The 17613-nt window shown below is 68.5% G+C and carries 20 protein-coding genes; 5 read left to right on the top strand and 15 right to left on the bottom strand.

Annotation, left to right across the window (positions count from 1 at the left end):
* Positions 1-36: 36 nt before the first annotated feature.
* Together A5706_RS13350 and A5706_RS13345 are read right to left on the bottom strand one after the other, a co-directional pair.
* The gene (locus tag A5706_RS13350; protein WP_068131267.1) at positions 37-516 is read right to left on the bottom strand and encodes an NADH-quinone oxidoreductase subunit B family protein; all 480 of its coding nucleotides are present in this window, start codon (positions 514-516) and stop codon (positions 37-39) included.
* Positions 517-519: 3 nt separating this feature from the next.
* Positions 520-855, bottom strand: coding sequence for a lsr2/espR transcriptional regulator (locus A5706_RS13345; protein WP_068131265.1), 336 nt, complete (start codon positions 853-855; stop codon positions 520-522).
* Positions 856-1081: 226 nt separating this feature from the next.
* On the opposite strand from A5706_RS13345, the gene A5706_RS13340 reads away from it, so the two are divergent.
* Together A5706_RS13340 and A5706_RS13335 are read left to right on the top strand one after the other, a co-directional pair.
* The gene (locus tag A5706_RS13340; RefSeq protein WP_068131263.1) at positions 1082-1870 is read left to right on the top strand and encodes a gluconate 2-dehydrogenase subunit 3 family protein; all 789 of its coding nucleotides are present in this window, start codon (positions 1082-1084) and stop codon (positions 1868-1870) included.
* Positions 1863-3560, top strand: a complete 1698-nt coding sequence (locus A5706_RS13335) for a GMC oxidoreductase (RefSeq protein ID WP_068131261.1) — start codon at positions 1863-1865, stop codon at positions 3558-3560. The genes A5706_RS13340 and A5706_RS13335 overlap by 8 nt, the downstream gene beginning before the upstream one ends.
* Here the strand turns inward: A5706_RS13335 and A5706_RS13330 are convergent.
* The gene (locus tag A5706_RS13330) at positions 3544-4311 is read right to left on the bottom strand and encodes an alpha/beta fold hydrolase (RefSeq protein ID WP_068131259.1); all 768 of its coding nucleotides are present in this window, start codon (positions 4309-4311) and stop codon (positions 3544-3546) included. The two genes, A5706_RS13335 and A5706_RS13330, sit on opposite strands and share 17 nt — an antisense overlap.
* A 63-nt stretch (positions 4312-4374) precedes the next feature.
* Between A5706_RS13330 and mhuD the strand changes: the two genes are divergently transcribed.
* The 3 genes from mhuD to A5706_RS13315 are packed head-to-tail and all read left to right on the top strand — an operon-like array spanning position 4375 to position 6755.
* The gene (mhuD, locus tag A5706_RS13325) at positions 4375-4695 is read left to right on the top strand and encodes a mycobilin-forming heme oxygenase MhuD (protein ID WP_067153222.1); all 321 of its coding nucleotides are present in this window, start codon (positions 4375-4377) and stop codon (positions 4693-4695) included.
* On the top strand, positions 4670-6034 hold the full coding sequence (locus A5706_RS13320) for a serine hydrolase (RefSeq protein ID WP_068131257.1): 1365 nt from the start codon (positions 4670-4672) through the stop codon (positions 6032-6034). The genes mhuD and A5706_RS13320 overlap by 26 nt, the downstream gene beginning before the upstream one ends.
* A gap of 4 nt (positions 6035-6038) precedes the next feature.
* Positions 6039-6755: a hypothetical protein gene (locus A5706_RS13315; protein WP_068131255.1), complete on the top strand. Its 717-nt coding sequence runs from the start codon at positions 6039-6041 to the stop codon at positions 6753-6755.
* Between the two features lie 86 nt (positions 6756-6841).
* Here the strand turns inward: A5706_RS13315 and A5706_RS13310 are convergent, their stop codons facing one another.
* The 12 genes from A5706_RS13310 to A5706_RS35240 form a co-directional block, all read right to left on the bottom strand.
* Entirely contained in the window at positions 6842-7393 is a 552-nt protein-coding gene (locus tag A5706_RS13310) for a histidine phosphatase family protein (protein ID WP_068131253.1), read from the bottom strand.
* Positions 7390-8181, bottom strand: a complete 792-nt coding sequence (locus tag A5706_RS13305; protein ID WP_068131250.1) for a CbtA family protein — start codon at positions 8179-8181, stop codon at positions 7390-7392. Before A5706_RS13305 ends, A5706_RS13310 begins: the two co-directional genes overlap by 4 nt.
* Before the next feature lie 20 nt (positions 8182-8201).
* Positions 8202-8417: a CbtB-domain containing protein gene (locus A5706_RS13300; protein WP_068131248.1), complete on the bottom strand. Its 216-nt coding sequence runs from the start codon at positions 8415-8417 to the stop codon at positions 8202-8204.
* 137 nt (positions 8418-8554) lie between these two features.
* Positions 8555-8935 carry a YbjQ family protein gene (locus A5706_RS13295; protein ID WP_068131246.1) on the bottom strand — a complete coding sequence of 127 codons (381 nt, stop codon included), beginning with the start codon at positions 8933-8935 and terminating at the stop codon, positions 8555-8557.
* Between the two features lie 75 nt (positions 8936-9010).
* Entirely contained in the window at positions 9011-11545 is a 2535-nt protein-coding gene (gene clpC1, locus A5706_RS13290) for an ATP-dependent protease ATP-binding subunit ClpC (protein ID WP_068100041.1), read from the bottom strand.
* 299 nt (positions 11546-11844) lie between these two features.
* Complete coding sequence (lsr2, locus tag A5706_RS13285; protein ID WP_036363110.1) at positions 11845-12183, bottom strand: histone-like nucleoid-structuring protein Lsr2; 339 nt, start codon at positions 12181-12183, stop codon at positions 11845-11847.
* A gap of 113 nt (positions 12184-12296) precedes the next feature.
* A complete protein-coding gene (gene lysS / locus A5706_RS13280) occupies positions 12297-13793 on the bottom strand; it encodes a lysine--tRNA ligase (RefSeq protein WP_068131244.1) in 1497 nt (498 codons plus the stop codon).
* 176 nt (positions 13794-13969) lie between these two features.
* On the bottom strand, positions 13970-14785 hold the full coding sequence (locus A5706_RS13275) for a type III pantothenate kinase (protein WP_068131242.1): 816 nt from the start codon (positions 14783-14785) through the stop codon (positions 13970-13972).
* 2 nt (positions 14786-14787) lie between these two features.
* Positions 14788-15207 carry an aspartate 1-decarboxylase gene (panD, locus tag A5706_RS13270; protein WP_068131240.1) on the bottom strand — a complete coding sequence of 140 codons (420 nt, stop codon included), beginning with the start codon at positions 15205-15207 and terminating at the stop codon, positions 14788-14790.
* A complete protein-coding gene (gene panC / locus A5706_RS13265) occupies positions 15207-16136 on the bottom strand; it encodes a pantoate--beta-alanine ligase (RefSeq protein WP_068131238.1) in 930 nt (309 codons plus the stop codon). Before panC ends, panD begins: the two co-directional genes overlap by 1 nt.
* Positions 16133-17044, bottom strand: a complete 912-nt coding sequence (locus A5706_RS13260; protein ID WP_068131236.1) for a Rossmann-like and DUF2520 domain-containing protein — start codon at positions 17042-17044, stop codon at positions 16133-16135. The genes panC and A5706_RS13260 overlap by 4 nt, the downstream gene beginning before the upstream one ends.
* A gap of 114 nt (positions 17045-17158) precedes the next feature.
* Positions 17159-17338 (bottom strand): hypothetical protein, encoded by a 180-nt coding sequence (locus tag A5706_RS35240; protein WP_068131233.1) that lies wholly within the window; start codon positions 17336-17338, stop codon positions 17159-17161.
* Positions 17339-17613: the final 275 nt, after the last annotated feature.

The following is a 17613-nucleotide window of genomic DNA, read 5'->3' as shown; positions in this document are numbered from 1 at the left end:
TTGGCGCGGCCACTGGGCGCGTCGCCAGTTCCGCGGTCACTTGCCGGTCACCGATCTGAGCGCCTCGACGATCTGACCCGGGGTCGGCGGGCAGCCCGGGATCTCCACGTCGACTTCCACCAGCTCACCCACCGCGCCGACCACGCCGTACGCGTCCGCGAAAACCCCGCGGTTCAGGGCGCAGTCACCGCAGGCGATCACCCGGCGCGGCAGCGGGGTGGCTTCGAGCGTCGCGGCCAACGGGCCCGCCATGTTGCGCGTCACCACGCCCGTCACCAGCAGCGCGTCGGCGTGGCGCGGGGAGGCCACCAACCGCGCACCGAACCGCTCGGCGTCGTACACCGGTCCGAACGCCCCGGCGATCTCCACCTCGCACCCGTTGCAGGAACCCGCGTCGACGTGGCGGACCTGAAGCGAACCACGCACCCCGGCAAGCGGTTTCACCACCGGCCGCAGTGCGGGGGTAGCGGGTTCGGCGATCCGGCCGACCCGGAACGCTTTGCGGATCCACCCCATGCGCTACCCCGCGCCGCCGGCGCGCAGGTCCTCCAACACCGCCACGCGGTCGCTGAGCACCCCGGTGAGAACCTTGCGCGCAACCAACAGCAGCTCGGCGATGTCCGGCGAGGCGATCGAATAGATCATCGTGTTGCCGTCGCGGCGCGCGTCGACCACACCCGCGCGGCGCAACACCCCGAGCTGCTGCGACAGGTTCGACGACTCCAGCCCCACCTCGGGCAGCAGTTCGGCGACCGACTTGTCCCCGGTGACGAGAAGCTCGAGGACCCTGATCCGCGCCGGGTGCCCCAACGTCTTGAAGAACTCGGCCTTGACCTTGTACAGCGGCACCGACACGGCAGCTCTCCTGAAGACTCCACGTTTCCTATATTCGAACGATTGAAGAATTTATCAAATGGTGCCGCGGTCCGCACCTCGGGGTCCGGCTTCGGGCCCTGGCCGGGAGCGGGACGGCGAGCCGGAAGCGCGGGGCGTTATCCCACAAGCCCGTTCCCGCGCAACGCGACACGCCGCCCGGTCCGCGTTCCACGTCAGACTCATATCCGCGTCATACCCTGCCGATGTGCCCAGCGAGGAGGCCGGCCAGGGATCCCGCTTGCCGCCGGTGTCCCGGCGCGCGGTCCTCGGCGGCCTGAGCCTGCTGCCGCTGGCCGCCGCCATGAGGGGCGCCGTGCCCGTCGCGTCGGCCGACCCGGGCTACCGCTTCCTGACGCAGCACCAGGCCGCGGTGCTCGACGCCGCCACCCGCCGCCTGATCCCCGGGCCGCAGGACTGCCCGGTCGAGTTCGGCCCGGGGGCGCACGAGGCGAACGTCGTCAACTACCTTGACCGGATGTTGTCGGTCTTCGACGTCACGCCCGCCGACGTGCACGCCGGCGGGCCGTGGAGCAATCGCGCCGGCGGCTCGCAGGACTACATGGCCACCTTCGTGCCGCTCAACCGCGCCCAGGCCTACGCGTGGCAGCAGCGCCTGACGCAGCTGCGCGACCAATACAGCAGCGGCATCGCGTTACTCGACCAGCAGGCGGGCGGCGACTTCACCGCGATCCCTGGGGTGAAGCAGGACCTAATCCTGGCCCACGGTCCGGCGGCGACGTTCGCCGGCGTGCTGTTCGGTCACACCATCGAGGCGATGTACAGCGTCCCCGAGTACGGCGGCAACGCGAACCTGGTGGGCTGGAAGGACATCAAGTACCCCGGGGACTCCCAGCCGCGCGGATACACCCCCGCCGAGGTGCAGGCGGTTCAGTGGGACGTGGTCGTCCTCAGCGACATCATCAACCGCCTGCGCCGCGGTGGCTGGGAACAGGTCATCGGCAAACTGGGCGGAAGGGGCGGCGTGAGTGCCTAAGGCGGTCATCGTCGGCTCCGGCGCCGGCGGGTCGACGGTGGCGATGGAGCTGGCCGAAAACGGTTGGGATGTCGTGATATTCGAGAAGGGATCGAACTACTTCACCAACCTGGAGGGCACCGGTCCGCTCGGGACCACATTCGCCAACGACGAACTCAAGTCGCTGTACCGCTACTTCGAGCAGCCCGACCCGCTCGCCTACCCGCGCACCTACCGACACAACGCCTCCCAGGCCGCCGGCTACGTCGGCCCGGTCAACGAGCTTCCGGTGACCGTCGGCGGCGGGACCGTGCACTGGGACGCCAAGGTGCCGCGGTTCTGGGACATCGACTTCAAGGGGCTGTCGATGCTCGGCCCGCAGCCGGGCGCGGACGTGCAGGACTGGCCGTTCGAATACAGCGAGATCGCACCGTACTACGACATCATCGAGGTGCTGCTCGGGACGCAGGGCGACGTCGGGACGATTCCCGCGCTCTCGTTGAAGCACGCGCCGCGCTCGCGGCAATACCCGATGCCGCCCGGGCCGCAGCAGCGCTCGTCGACGCTGATCGCCAAGGGGGCCAAGCGAATCGGGCTGCATCCGTATCCGTTCCCGACCGCGATCAATTCGGTCGAATACGACGGCCGCCCGGCGTGCAATAACTGCGGTTTCTGCAGCAACTATGGTTGCCCGATCTCGGCCCGGGTGGGCGCGCTCGCCCCGCTGCGGGTGGCGCTGCGGACCGGGCGGGCGCAGTTACGTCCCGAAACGACCGTCACCAAGGTGAATTTCACCGGCCGGCGGGCCACCGGTGTCTCCTATCTCGACCCGCGCGGCAGCCCGGGCGGGGAAAGCGCGGACCTGGTGGTGCTGGCCGCGTCGGCGATCGAGACCGCGCGCCTGGCGTTGCTGTCCGGCCTGCCCGACGCCAGCGGGCGGATCGGCGCGCGGCTGATGTTCCACAACTTCGTCGACGGGTTCGGCATCTACCTCGACCAGCGAGTGCACGCCTACCGTGGCCGCTCGATCACGCAGTGCATGGAGGATTTCTGCGATCCCAACTTCCCCGGGGCCCGGCTTGCGGCGAAGCTGGCCGGGCTGCCCTACATCCGCGGCGGGCTGTGCGAGCTGGGCGGCAGCCAGGACCCGATCACGGAGGGAAAGTTCTACCAGGAGATCCTCGGATTCCTGCCCGGGGTGCAGCTGTTCGGCAGCCCGTTCAAGGACCTGATGCGCGCCTCGCTGCTGCGCGACCGGCTCGCCGGCGTGAACTTCATCGGCACCGACCTGCCATACCTGACCAACAACGTCACCCTCGACCCGACGGTCACGGACCTCAACGGCCAGCCGGTGGCTCGCGTGACCTGGGCGCCCGGCAGGCACGAGGCGGTGGCACAGACGTTCTACCTGGTGCCCATCACCGCGATGATGGCGGCGGCCGGCGCGCAGCTGTTCGCCGCCGTCCCGGACGGCCTGGAACGAAAGCTGGGCGGCGGCACGCCGCCGAACACCAAACACGTGATGGGCGGAATGCAGATGGGCGTGTCCCCGGCGACCAGCGTCGTCGACCCCAACGGGCGAATGCACCAGATGGACAACGTTTTTGTCGCCGACGGCAGCGTGTTCGTCACGTCCGGTTGTCAGAACCCGACGAACACGCTCATGGCGGTGGCGCTGCGCACCGCGCGTGGGATTACCGGCCGGCGCTGACCGCCAGAAACGACTCCACGGCCTCGCGATACACCTGTGGCGCCTCGTCGTGGATCAGGTGACCGGCCTCCGGTACGTGCAAATACGTTGTCGCGGAGGATGTTTCGGTCATCGCGCGCATCTGGCCCGGCGGGGTTACGGAGTTGCCTGCCTCGATCAGCAGCGCCGGGGCCCGCACGGCCGCCCACTGTGCCCAGTAGTCCCGGGTCCCCCATTCGGCCGCGATCTCGATCCAGCGCGGGGTGTGCCCGTGCAGGCGCCACCCGCGTTCGGTGCGGTCGAAGGCGTCCAGAAAATATTGCCCGGCGACGGGCCCGAACTCGTCGAATACTTGCTCGGCAGAGTCGAATTCGACCGGAAGGGCGTGCAGCCAGGGCTCCCACGGCCCGGTGGTGCGGCCGCGGAAGTCCGGCGCCATGTCCTCGATCACGAGTGCCGAGACCAGATCCGGGCGCTCCGCGGCGAGGCACCACGAGTGCAGGGCCCCCATCGAATGCCCGACCATTCTGGCAGCCGTTCCCAGGGAGTCGACCGCGTCGGCCAGATCGGCGACGAAGCGTTCGGTGCTGATCGGGTGCGGGTCGTCGACGTCACGGCCCCGGTGCCAGGGGGCGTCGTAGGTGTAGACGGTGCCCAACCGCGCCAGCCACGGCAGCTGGCGCGACCAGGTGGTGCCGCGGCCCATCAGGCCGTGCACCAGCACCAACGGCTCACCCCGGCCACCGCGGCAGGTCAACAGGTCGCTGGGCATATCACCATCTTGCGTGGCCCGCCCGGGAGTCGGTTAAGGCGGGCGGCGCGGTAGCCTAGCGGAATGCCGCAAGTGGTGAAGATCAATGCAATCGAGGTGCCCGCAGACGCCGGCCCCGAGCTGGAGAAGCGGTTCGCCCACCGCGCGCACGCGGTGGACAACCAGCCCGGTTTCCTCGGCTTCCAGTTGCTGCGCCCGATCAAGGGCGAGAACCGCTACTTCGTGGTGACGCATTGGGAGTCCGAAGACGCCTTCCAGGCCTGGGCGAAAGGTCCCGCCATCGAGGCTCATGCCGGAGAGCGGGCCAACCCGGTGGCGACCGGGGCATCTTTGCTGGAATTCGAGGTCGTGATGGACGTTGCCGGCAGCAAGCAGGGTAATTAGCGACCGATCGGCTCGGCGCCGCGCGGCGGCGTTGGGCGCCGCGGCGGCGCTGGTGGTGACCCTGGCGCCGGGTTGCGCCCCCTCCCCCTCCCCGCAGGCCAACGCGGCGAACCCGGGCCGGCAGATCGACACCCGGACGCCTCCCGGCATCCGCGCGCAGCAGACGTTGGACATGCTGAACTCGGACTGGCCGATCGGCCCGGTCGGGGTGGGCACCCTGGCCGCGCCCGAGAAGGTCGAGTCGGTCGAGACCACCATGGAGGGGCTGTGGTGGGATCGCCCCTTCACCCTCGACGCCGTCGACCTCGGCGCCAGCGTCGCCACGCTGCACCTGGTCACGTCGTACGGCGCGCGGCAAGACATTCGGATACACACCGACGACGAGGGCCGGGTCGACCGGTTCGACGTCGACACCCAGCCGCCGAAGATCAACTCCTGGCGCGACGTCGACGCCGTGCTGAGCAAGACGGGCGCCCGCTATTCCTACCAGGCCGCCAAGGTCGACAACGGGCGCTGCGACCCGGTCGCCGGCACCAACACCGCCGAATCGCTGCCGCTGGCATCGATTTTCAAGTTGTACGTGCTGCACGCGGTCGCCGGCGCCGTCCGAAACGGCACCGTGTCGTGGGACGATCAGCTCACCGTCACCGAGAAGGGCCGGGCGGTCGGCTCGTCGGGGCTGGAGTTGCCTGTGGGAGCACAGGTTTCGGTGCGCACGGCGGCCGAGAAGATGATCGCCACCAGCGACAACATGGCCACCGACCTGCTGATCGGAAGACTGGGAACGCACGCCATCGAGGAGGCGCTCGCCACCGCGGGGCATCACGACCCGGGCAGCATGACGCCGTTCCCCACGATGTATGAGCTGTTCTCCGTCGGCTGGGGCAAACCTGATCTGCGCGACCAGTGGAAGCAGGGCTCCAAGCAGGTGCGCGCCCAGCTGCTGGCGCAGGCGGATTCGACTCCCTACCAACCGGATCCGGCCCATGCCCACACCCCGGCGTCGGCCTACGGCGCGGAGTGGTACGGCAGCGCCGAGGACATCTGCCGGGTGCACGTGGCGCTGCAAGCCGACGCGGTCGGGCCGGCCGCACCGGTCAGGCAGATCCTTTCCGCGGTGGCCGGCATCCAGTTGGACCGCAACATCTGGCCGTATATCGGCGCGAAAGCCGGTGGGCTGCCCGGTGATCTGACGTTCAGCTGGTACGCCGTCGACAAGAACCAGCAGCCGTGGGTGGTCAGCTTTCAGCTCAACTGGCCCCGCGATCACGGCCCCCGGGTGACGGGCTGGATGCTGCAGGTCGCCAGGCAGGCATTCGCGCTGATCGGGCCCAAGTAGCCGGGTGACTGTTCGCGAGTCGCTGCTGGATACCTTTCCGGGGCGGCTGTTCGTCGATGACATGCGCTCCTTCGGTGGCCTCGCCGTACCCGAGAGGCTGATCCGGGCGGCGACCTCGGCCGTCAGCGGTTATCTGTACTCCGATCGCTATCGAGAGGTGGCGAACCTCGACGTTAACGATCCGGAGCTGCGCAGCCACGACATCGCCGGCCTTGCGGCCTTAACCGGGCTGGCGACATTCGGCTCGCCGCAGATCCATCAGGGAGCGATCGGCGAAGTGCGCGCACCCCGCATCGGCAATCGGGACCCGTTGAGTGCGTTGCCGGCCGGCGCGTTCTGGACCTCGACGCCGATCACGGAGGACGAGGACTCGTGGACCCTCTGCGGCGAGAACCTGAGACGCGAAGCGCCGCGCTGGGAGGTGCATTTCGACGTCGCCCGGGTTCGCGTGGCGCGGGTCGACTCGGCCCGTGATTGGGCCGAGTTGATCGACGCGAACACCGTCACGGCGGGCGGCTGCAAGTACCCGGACTGGCCGGCGATCGCGGAGTGCTGGGATGCCGTACACCTGTCAGCGGCGGGACTGCTGCTGGCCCATCCCAAGATCTCGACGACTCGGTTCGGCTCCCATGTCGGCGTCGGGGAGTGGTCGACGGTCTCCACGGCGTGGCTGCGCGAGCCGCCGAGTGTAGAGATCAGACCGGCGTCGGCCGCCGGATGACGCTAGGGATAGTGACTCACGAATTCGATAGCGCCCGCGCTATCAAATTCTAGGCAAGCCGCATGACCTGGAGAGCCGCCAGGAACTCACAAACGCAGCGTCCAGCGGCCGCTTCGGAAATGCAGCACTGTGCGACTGACCGGCGCAATATCGATGCGCCAGAACGACTTCGGCGGCGCATCCAGGCCGCGCAGGATGGCGGCGCGGATCACCGCGGGGTGCGTCACCGCCACCGTGGGCGACGCGTCGCCGGTCAGGGACTCCAGCCAGCCGGCCACCCGGTCCGTCAGGGCGACGATCGACTCGCCGCCATGCGGCGCCCCCGCCGGATCGGTCAGCCACGTCTCGAGATCGGCGGGGCCGACGGCCCGCAGGGTCTGCCCGCACCACCCGCCGCAATCGAGGTCGGCCAGCCGCGGCTCGACCGTGGCGTGCAGGCCCAGCAGCTGGGCGGTTTGGCGGGCGCGCCGCTCGGGACCCGTGAGTTGGCGCGTGGTCCCATCGACCTCAAGGCGCCCAGCCTTTTTCGCCTGCCGAAGGCCGAGGCCGTTGAGGGGCTCGTCCGCGGGGAAGCGCCCGTCGGCCATGGCGTCGGTCATCGCGTGCGACACCAGGGTCAGGCGGACGACATCGGTCATGTCGCGACGCTCGGTTCCCGTCCGCTGCCCGCGCGCTCCCCCAGCAGCCGGCCCGCCACCGTCGCGAAGACCACGCCGATGGAAACCCACATCACCAGCTGCGCCCCCACCGAAAGCAGTCTGAATTCGTACAGCACGTCGGCCGGGAAGCCGGGATAGATGATCGCGCCCGAGGCGTCGCGCAACGGCGCCGGCGTCTCGTCGACGACAGGAAGCAGCGCCGCCAGCATCGCGATCGCCAGCACATAGGCCAGCGCCGCGACCAGGCCCGCGTTCCACGCGCCGAGCCGGGCGGCGAGCTGCCGGGCCAGCCACACCGCGACGATCGTCAGGGCCACCGAGGCCGCCACCATCACCAGATACCAGCCGGTGCGGGCCCCGATCGTGTCCGCCTGACCTACCGCTGGCGGATTCGGGGGGTACTTCAGGAACGGCACGAGGTATACCGCTCCAAAGGCGCCCGCCGCCAGGAGAGCCGAAAGCGGCCGCGGCCCAATGTTTCTCGCGCGCACGGAGACGACGCAAAACGCCACGGCGAACAACGCCCCCATCGCGAGGCCGAAAATCAATATGCCGAAACCCAATCCGGCGTTGGCCTGCACACCTCGGGTGAACAACTCGGCGCCGTGCTCGTGCACGCCATGAGCGTCCAGGGCGTCGCTTCGCCCGTCCTCAAAAGCGATCGCGCGGGCGATGACCGGTTCGGCGCACACGCGGGCGAACAGGAAGGCCAGCACCGCGCCGACGGCCCCCGCCACGAGACCGCCTCCAATCAGCCGCTTCTCCACGCCGCCGGGTCTTTCCCGGTTTAGTGGCAGGGGAAGCCGAGCAGATGGCGCGCGTCGTGGACGAACTCGTGCACATGGGAGTCGCTGCCGAACAGCGACACCGCGCCCTGATCGAGCCCGACGAAGTACAGCGCCAGGAGCGCCAGGAAGGCGGTCGCCGCCAACCAGAGCGCGGCACTTGCCGCCGACAGATCGATCGCCCGAGTACGGGCACCGGCTTTCTCGAGATTTGCCACGGGTTCTCCTTCCGGGGATTGCGCGTCCCCGCTGCGGATGACGGGCTACGGGTCTGACTTTCGACAGTGGCGCGACCGTTCTGGAATTTCACCAGATTCCGTGTCCCGTCAGGACAGGTGTCAGTGTAGACCGGGCGTCAATGCTGGGGAGCCGCGGCGCCGTAGCCGAGCTGGCCGGCGGTGTACTTGGCCCCCTCGGTGACCGGGACCGCCTGGACCGCCGTGCCGTAGGCGCAGATCTCGGTCCACACGTCGCCGATTTCGGTGGTGTCGAAGCGCATCGCGACGATAGCGTTGCCGCCGCGGTTGCGCGCCTCGGCGATCAGCCGTCCCATCGCCTCGTTGCGGCTGTCTGAGAGGTTCTTGGTCATCCCCTGCAGCTCGCCACCGAACATCGCCTTGAAGCCGGCGCCCATCTGGGAGAACGCATTTCGCGAGCGGACGGTCAGTCCGAACACCTCGCCGCACACCCGCTGGATCTCCCAGCCCGGAAGGTCATTGGTTGTCACGATCAGCACGGCGCGTCCTTCTCTTGAGCAAACAAAAACGGGCGGTAGTCCCGTCAGAGACTAACCGCCCGTTTTCGGTACTGGCTACTGCGTTTCGGGAGCCGCGTGCGCCCCGGCCTTGGCCAGATCCGGCTCGGCCGGCGGCTTGCGGGTCCCGGTGAACGTGAACACCGCCTCCTCGCCGGCACCTTCGCCGTCCCAGTTGTCGACGTCGACGGTGACGATCTGTCCGGGTCCGACCTCCTCGAAGAGAATCTTCTCCGAGAGCTGGTCCTCGATCTCACGCTGGATGGTGCGCCGCAACGGACGCGCGCCCAGCACCGGGTCGAAGCCACGCTTGGCCAGCAGCGACTTGGCCTTGTCGGTGAGCTCGAGGGCCATGTCCTTGCTCTTGAGCTGGCCCGCGACCCGGCCGATCATGAGGTCGACCATCCGGATGATCTCGTCCTTGGTCAGCTGGTGGAAGACGATGATGTCGTCGATGCGGTTGAGGAACTCCGGGCGGAAGTGCTTCTTCAGCTCGTCGTTGACCTTCTGCTTCATCCGCTCGTAGTTGTTCTCACCGCCACCCTGCGTGAAGCCCAGGCCGACCGGCTTCGAGATGTCGGACGTGCCCAGGTTGGACGTGAAGATCAGCACCGTGTTCTTGAAGTCCACCGTGCGGCCCTGACCGTCGGTCAACCGGCCGTCCTCGAGGACCTGCAACAGGCTGTTGTAGATCTCCTGGTGGGCCTTCTCGATCTCGTCGAACAGCACGACCGAGAACGGCTTGCGCCGCACCTTCTCGGTGAGCTGGCCGCCCTCCTCGTAGCCGACGTATCCCGGCGGGGCGCCGAACAACCGCGACGCGGTGAACCGGTCGTGGAACTCGCCCATGTCGATCTGGATGAGCGCGTCGTCGTCGCCGAACAGGAAGTTCGCCAGCGCCTTGGACAGCTCGGTCTTACCGACACCGGACGGGCCGGCGAAGATGAACGAACCCGACGGGCGCTTGGGGTCCTTCAGCCCGGCGCGGGTGCGGCGGATCGCCTTGGAGACGGCCTTGACGGCGTCCTCCTGGCCGATGATCCGCTTGTGCAGCTCGTCCTCCATGCGCAGCAGTCGCGTGGTCTCGGCCTCGGTGAGCTTGAACACCGGGATGCCGGTCCAGTTGCCCAGCACCTCGGCGATCTGCTCGTCGTCGACCTCGGCCACCACGTCGAGATCGCCCGAGCGCCACTGCTTTTCGCGCTCGGCGCGCTGGGCCACCAGTTGCTTCTCGCGATCGCGCAGGCTGGCCGCCTTCTCGAAGTCCTGGGCGTCGATCGCCGATTCCTTCTCGCGGCGCGCCTCGGCGATCTTCTCGTCGAACTCGCGCAGGTCTGGCGGCGCGGTCATCCGGCGGATCCGCATCCGCGCGCCCGCCTCGTCGATCAGGTCGATCGCCTTGTCCGGCAGGAACCGGTCGTTGATGTAGCGGTCGGCCAGCGTGGCGGCGGCCACGATCGCGCTGTCGCTGATCGACACCCGGTGGTGCGCCTCGTAGCGGTCGCGCAGGCCCTTGAGGATCTCGATGGTGTGCTCCACCGTCGGCTCCCCCACCTGCACGGGCTGGAAGCGGCGCTCCAGGGCGGCGTCCTTCTCGATGTACTTGCGGTACTCGTCGAGCGTGGTGGCGCCGATCGTCTGAAGCTCGCCGCGGGCCAGCTTGGGCTTGAGGATGCTCGCCGCGTCGATCGCGCCCTCGGCGGCACCGGCGCCCACCAGCGTGTGCAACTCGTCGATGAACAGGATGATGTCGCCGCGGGTGTTGATCTCCTTGAGCACCTTCTTGAGGCGTTCCTCGAAGTCACCGCGGTAGCGGCTGCCCGCCACCAGCGAACCCAGGTCCAGCGTGTAGAGCTGCTTGTCCTTCAGCGTCTCCGGAACCTGACCGTGCACGATGGCCTGCGCCAGGCCCTCGACGACGGCGGTCTTGCCGACGCCGGGCTCGCCGATCAGCACCGGGTTGTTCTTGGTGCGCCGGCTCAGCACCTGCATCACCCGCTCGATTTCCTTCTCGCGGCCGATGACCGGGTCCAGCTTGCCTTCCATCGCGGCGGCCGTCAGGTTTCGGCCGAACTGGTCGAGCACCAGCGACGTCGACGGGCTGCCGGACTCGCCGCCGCGGCCGCCGGTTCCGGCTTCCGCGGCTTCCTTGCCCTGGTAACCGCTCAACAGCTGGATCACCTGCTGGCGCACCCGCGTCAGCTCCGCGCCCAGCTTGACCAACACCTGGGCGGCTACGCCCTCACCCTCGCGGATCAGGCCGAGCAGAATGTGCTCGGTGCCGATGTAGTTGTGGCCCAGCTGCAGCGCCTCGCGCAGGCTCAGCTCGAGAACCTTCTTGGCGCGCGGGGTGAACGGGATGTGCCCCGACGGCGCCTGCTGGCCCTGGCCGATGATCTCCTCGACCTGGCTGCGAACGCCCTCGAGCGAGATGCCCAGGGACTCCAGCGACTTCGCCGCGACGCCCTCGCCCTCGTGAATCAAACCCAGCAGGATGTGCTCGGTGCCGATGTAGTTGTGGTTGAGCATCCGGGCCTCTTCTTGCGCCAGGACGACGACCCTGCGGGCACGGTCGGTAAATCTTTCGAACATCGGTGCTTACCTGCTCTCCCTAACCATCGGTACAGACCTCTTGATGGCCAATTGCCGGCCCCTGGGGGCCGGAACCGCGTACCTGCTCTCCACTGTAATGGTCGGCCCGCCGGGGTTCCTAACGTTGCGGTTGCTGGCCGTCCCGACCGCATACCCCCGTGGGCACGCAGCCGTACCAGGTAAACGAGGAAAAGCACCAAAGCGTTTCCCGCGCGGGCCGGCGGGCGTTCCGCCGCCAGCGAAATCGAAAACAACCGGCGCCCGGGCCTTGCGGACCCGGGCGCCGGTAAGCGCTTCGCTTAGGTCGCCGCGTGGAACGCGTCGATGACGTCCGCGGGGATGCGGCCGCGCGTCGACACGTTGTGCCCGTTGCGGCGGGCCCATTCGCGGATCGCGGCGCTTTGCTCGCGGTCGATGGCGCCGCGGCCACGGCCCGAGCCGGAACGCCCACGCCGGCGACCGCCGACGCGGCGGCCCGCCGCGACCCATTGCTTCAAATCGTTGCGCAGTTTCGCAGCATTCTTGGACGAAAGGTCAATCTCGTAGGTCACCCCGTCAAGCCCGAATTCAACCGTTTCGTCGGCCGCGCCCGCACCGTCGAAATCATCGACCAAGGTGACGGTCACTTTTTTCGCCATTAGCTTACCCTCGCGTTTCGTCCTGAGCAGTTGCTGAGCAGTTTGGATTCACTCCCCAAGTCACCAATCTGCCATAACAACCCAGGATACTCAATCCGGACGCAACGGGTAACTCAGGAGTGCGGTCGAACAATCGGGAACAAAACTGTCTCTCGAATTGACAGGCCGGTCAAAGACATCAACAACCGATCGATACCCATTCCAGTTCCCGTGCACGGCGGCATCCCATACTCGAGCGCGGCGAGAAAATCTTCGTCCAGCGCCATCGCCTCGTCGTCGCCGGCGGCAGCGGCCCGCGCCTGCGCGGCGAACCGCTCCCGTTGCACGACGGGATCGTTCAACTCGGAATACCCGGTGGCCAGTTCGATCCCGCGAAGATAGAGGTCCCACTTCTCGGTCACGCCCGGAATGCTGCGGTGCTGTCGCGTCAAAGGTGTTGTCTCCACTGGGAAATCCTTGACGAAGGTGGGCGCGGTCAGGGAATTGCCCACCGTGTGCTCCCACAGCTCCTCGACGAGTTTGCCGTGCCCGTAGCCCCGGTCGGCGGGGATCTCCACACCAAGCCGATCGGCGATCGCCCACAGCCGCTCGACCGTCGTCTCGGGCGTGATCTCCTCACCGAGTGCCGCCGACAGCGACGGGTACATTTGTATAGTCGCCCATTCTCCGTCGATGTCGTACACGCTGCCGTCCGGGAACGGCAGTTGTCGGGTTCCGATCGCCTCGTCGGCGACCTCTTGAATAAGCTCACGCGTGACGATCGCCGAATCGTCGTAGGTTCCGTACGTTTGGTATGTCTCCAGCATGGAAAATTCCGGAGAATGCGTCGAATCGGCCCCTTCGTTTCGGAACACCCGATTTAGCTCAAAGACCTTGTCGAAACCGCCGACGATGCAGCGCTTGAGGAACAGTTCCGGCGCGATCCGCAGGTAGAGATCGATGTCGAGCGCATTGGAATGCGTGATGAACGGCCGGGCAGCGGCGCCGCCGGCCAGCGTCTGCAAGATAGGGGTTTCGACTTCGAGAAAGCCGCGCCGTTCCAGCGCATTGCGGATCGCCCGGATCACGGCGATTCGCTGCCGGGCCACCGTGCGGGCCTGGGGGCGGACGATTAGGTCGACGTAGCGCTGCCGTACTCGCGACTCCTCGCTCATCTCCTTGTGCGCGACGGGTAGCGGCCGCAGCGACTTGGCCGCCATCCGCCACGAGTCGGCCAGCACGGACAATTCGCCGCGCCGTGAGCTGATCACGTTGCCGTGCACGTAGACGATGTCGCCGAGGTCGACGTCGGCCTTCCACGCGTCGAGCGACTCCCGGCCGATCTTGTCGAGGCTGACCATCACCTGCAGCGTGGTGCCGTCGCCGTCCTGCAGTGTCGCAAAGCACAGTTTTCCCGAGTTGCGCGCGAAGATGACCCGGCCCGCGACGCCGACGATGTCGTCGGTGGCGGTGTCGGTGGGCAGGTCGGGGTGGGCGGCGCGGACCTCGGCCAGGGTGTGGGTGCGCTCGATCGCAACGGGGTACGGGTCGGATCCCTCGGCCAGCAGCCGAGCGCGCTTGTCCCGGCGGATCCGGAACTGCTCGGGAAGGTCGGGGGCGGCGTCACTCACGACGTGCCAGCTTAAAGGACGCTCCAGCGGGCCTCAGAAGGCATCAGCAGGCATCAGCAGGCACTGCGTGTGCATTCAGGGCTTTGCGTGTTGCACCTGGGCGAGAAATTCGCCGCAATCGCTGCGACGTTTCACACCCAACGCCGTGGATTCACACTGACCGCCGGGAAGGCGACTTAGCGCGCCGTCTTCAGCCGGCCGCGCTCGGCGTCGCGGTTGCGTTCGAAGACCAGCTGCAGGCCCTGCAACGTCAGGTGCTGGTCGTAGTGGTTCACGGTATGCAGTTCGGGCAGCAGCAGCGGCGCGGTGTGGCCGGTCGCCACGACGGCCACGTCATCGCCGGCGAAGCCGTCCACGTCCTCGCGGATGCGCCGGACCAAACCGTCGACCAGACCGGCGAAGCCGAAAACGGCACCGGCCTGCATGCATTCGACGGTATTCTTGCCCACCACCGATCGGGGCCGGGTCAGCTCGACGCGGCGCAGCGCCGCTGAGCGGGCGGCGGCGGCATCGGACGAAACCTGCACCCCCGGGGCGATGGCGCCGCCGAGAAACTCGCCCTTGGCCGACACCACGTCCACACAGATCGACGACCCGAAATCGACGACGATGGCCGCCTTGCGGTACTTGTGAAATGCGGCCAGGCAGTTGACGATCCGGTCCGCGCCCACCTCTTTCGGATTGTCGACCAGCAGCGGGATCCCGGTGCGCACCCCCGGCTCGATGAGCACGCTGGGCACCGACGGCCAATACTGGTCGAGCATGACCCGCACCTCGTGCAGCACCGACGGTACGGTCGACAGCGCAGCGGCGCCGGTGAGGCGCTCGGAATCGTCACCGATCAGGCCGTCGATGGTCAGCGCGAGCTCGTCCGCGGTGACCTCGGACTCGGTCCGAATCCGCCACTGCTGCACGACCTTTGCATGTTCCTTGGATCCCGACAGCAGTCCGACGACGGTGTGCGTGTTGCGGACGTCGATGGCCAGCAGCACGGCTAACTCGCGACTATCCGGGGGTCGAGCAGCTCCGCCGCATCAGCGGGCACGAAGGCCGGGTCGTCGCCGAGGTCGATCGGCTTGTTGTCGGCGTCGACGAACACGATCCGCGGCCGGTAGGCGCGCGCCTCCGCGTCTTCCATCGTCCCGTAGGCGATCAGGATCACCAGGTCGCCCGGGTGCACCAAATGCGCTGCGGCGCCGTTGATTCCGATCACGCCGCTGCCACGTTCGCCGGCGATCGCGTAGGTGACCAGGCGGGCGCCGTTGTCGATGTCCACGATGGTCACCTGCTCGCCCTCGAGCAGGTCCGCGGCGTCCATCAGGTCGGCGTCGATGGTCACCGAGCCGACGTAGTGCAGGTCGGCCTGCGTCACCGTGGCGCGGTGAATCTTCGACTTCAGCATGGTCCGTAACATCAATTCCTCCAATGTGATTCGAGGGTGTCCCGATAAGCGTCCGGCCCCGAGGGTGCCGGCGGTGTTGCTCCTATTTCGATGGCGATGTTGTCCAGCAGTCGGGTGGTGCCCAGGCGGGCCGCGATCAGCAGCCGGCCGGGCGCGCCGGGCCGCAGCGGGCCCAGGTTCGCGTCGCGCAATTCCAGGTAGTCGACGCTGATCGCCGGCACGGCGTCCAGCACGGCGTTAGCGGCGGCCAGCGCGGCCTGCGCACCCGCGGGCGCGGCGTGCGCCGCCGCCGTCAGCGCCGCCGAAAGGGTGCCGGCCAGCTCGCGTTGCTCGGGGTCCAGGTAGCGGTTGCGCGACGACATCGCCAGGCCGTCGTATTCGCGCACCGTGGGCACGCCGACCACCGCCACGTCGATGTTGAGGTCGGTCACCATCTGGCGGATCAGGACCAGCTGCTGGTAATCCTTCTCGCCGAAGAAAATCCGGTCCGGGTGCACGATCTGCAGCAGCTTGCACACCACGGTCAGCACGCCGGCGAAATGGGTCGGCCGCGCGCCGCCCTCGAGTTCGGCGGCCAGCGGGCCGGGGTGCACGGTGGTGCGCAGGCCGTCGGGGTACATCGCCGCCGCGGTGGGCGCGAACACGATCTCGACGTCCTCGCCGCGCAGCAACGCCACGTCCTCGTCGAGGGTCCGGGGGTAGGCGTCGAGGTCTTCCCCGGCCCCGAACTGCAGCGGGTTGACGAAGATCGAGACCACGACCACCGAGCCGGGGACCCGCTTGGCGGCCCGCACCAGGGCGAGGTGGCCGTCGTGCAGGGCGCCCATGGTGGGCACCAGCATCACGCGCCGGCCGGTGTGACGCAGCGCTCGGCTGACGTCGGCAACGTCGCGCGGCGCCGAGTAGACATTGAGTTCGCCGGGCTTGAAGGTGGGCGTCATCGCGCCAGGACCTCGAGGACGTCGGCGGGTGCGTGCGCGCGCTGGGCGGTCCGCAGCGCAATGACGCGGTACGCCTGGGCCAGGTCCGGGTCGACGTCGGCCAGCGCGGCCAGGTGCTCGGCGACGGCGGCGGCGTCACCGCGGGCGACCGGCCCGGTGAGGGCGCCCTGCCCGCGCCGCAGGGTGTTCTCCAGCGCCGCCCGGGCCAGCGGTCCGACGATGCGTTCGGCGAGGCCACCCGGCTGGTCGTCGACGCTCTGTTGGCCGAGCAGTTCGCTGCCGCGCAGCGCGGCCCGCAACGCCTCGATCGCGTCGGCGAGCACCGTCACGATGTGGTTGCCCGCGTGCGCCAGCGCGGCGTGATAGAGCACCCTGGCTTGCTCGGGGACGCAGAACGGCTCCCCGCCCATCTCGAGCACCAGCGACTGCGCGATTGCGTACCCGACCTCGTCGGCCGCGGTGATCCCGAAGCAGGTGTCGGGCAGCCGGCTGATGTCCTCGTCGGAGCCGGTGAACGTCATCGCGGGGTGAATGGCCAACGGGATGCAGCCGTCGTGGCTCAGCGGCGCCAGGATCCCGACTCCGTTGGCGCCGGAGGTGTGCGCGACGATCGTGCCGGGGCGCACGGCCGCGGTCGCCGCCAGCCCGGACACCAGGCCGGCGAGTTCACTATCGGGAACCGCCAACAGCAGCAGCTCGGCGTTGGCGGCCACGTCCGGCGGCGATGCCACCGGCGTATCGGGCAACCGGTGTTGTGCCCGCTGGCGCGATGCGTGCGAGACCGCGCTGCACGCCACAACGACGTGGTCGGCACGCTCCAGCGCGACACCGAGCGCGGAGCCCACGCGCCCGGCGGAGATGATGCCCACCTTGAGCCGGGCCGGGCGCAGTCCGTCGAACTGCTCCATTGCAGACGACCTCATAGCTTTCTTGGTTCGTTCCAGTCCCATGCGCGGGTACCGGACGGTCACTAAGACTTTAGTCGATTCTCAGTCGCGGCCCAATGTGAGGAAGCTCCCAGCTCAGCCGTCGCGGCGACGGCGGCGACCGCCGCCGGAGGGCTCGACCTGCAGCCGCGCCAGCAGTTCGGCCACGGACTGGCCCCCGCTGGGCGTGCTGTCGTCCGCACCATCCGAGCCCCGCGCCAGAGGGTCGGTGCCGCGATGCCGCGGCGGGGCCTCGGCGTGTGGCGGAGGGGCCATCTGCGGTGGTGGTGGCGGCGCCGGGCGGGCGGCGCGCCCGTCATTACGGCGCCGAGGAAACCCTGGATGGCTCCCCCTTCGAGCACCCGCAGGCACCGCCCTATGGCGAGACCAGCCGGCGGGCGCGGTCGCGCCACTCGGCGGAATATCGCGACTACGGCGTGCGCAACTTTCCCCCGCAAGCGGGTGGTACCCCCACGGCGCCGAAATGACGGGCGCGCCGCCCGCCCGGCGATTCGACACCCGCGGCGGGGGCCTGCCAGTCCTGCATCTGC

It is taken from the genome of Mycobacterium sp. E796 (genome assembly GCF_001672815.1).
Taxonomy (GTDB): domain Bacteria; phylum Actinomycetota; class Actinomycetes; order Mycobacteriales; family Mycobacteriaceae; genus Mycobacterium.
Note: the sequence above shows the minus strand (reverse complement) of the source record. Positions and strands in the feature narration are given on the sequence as shown.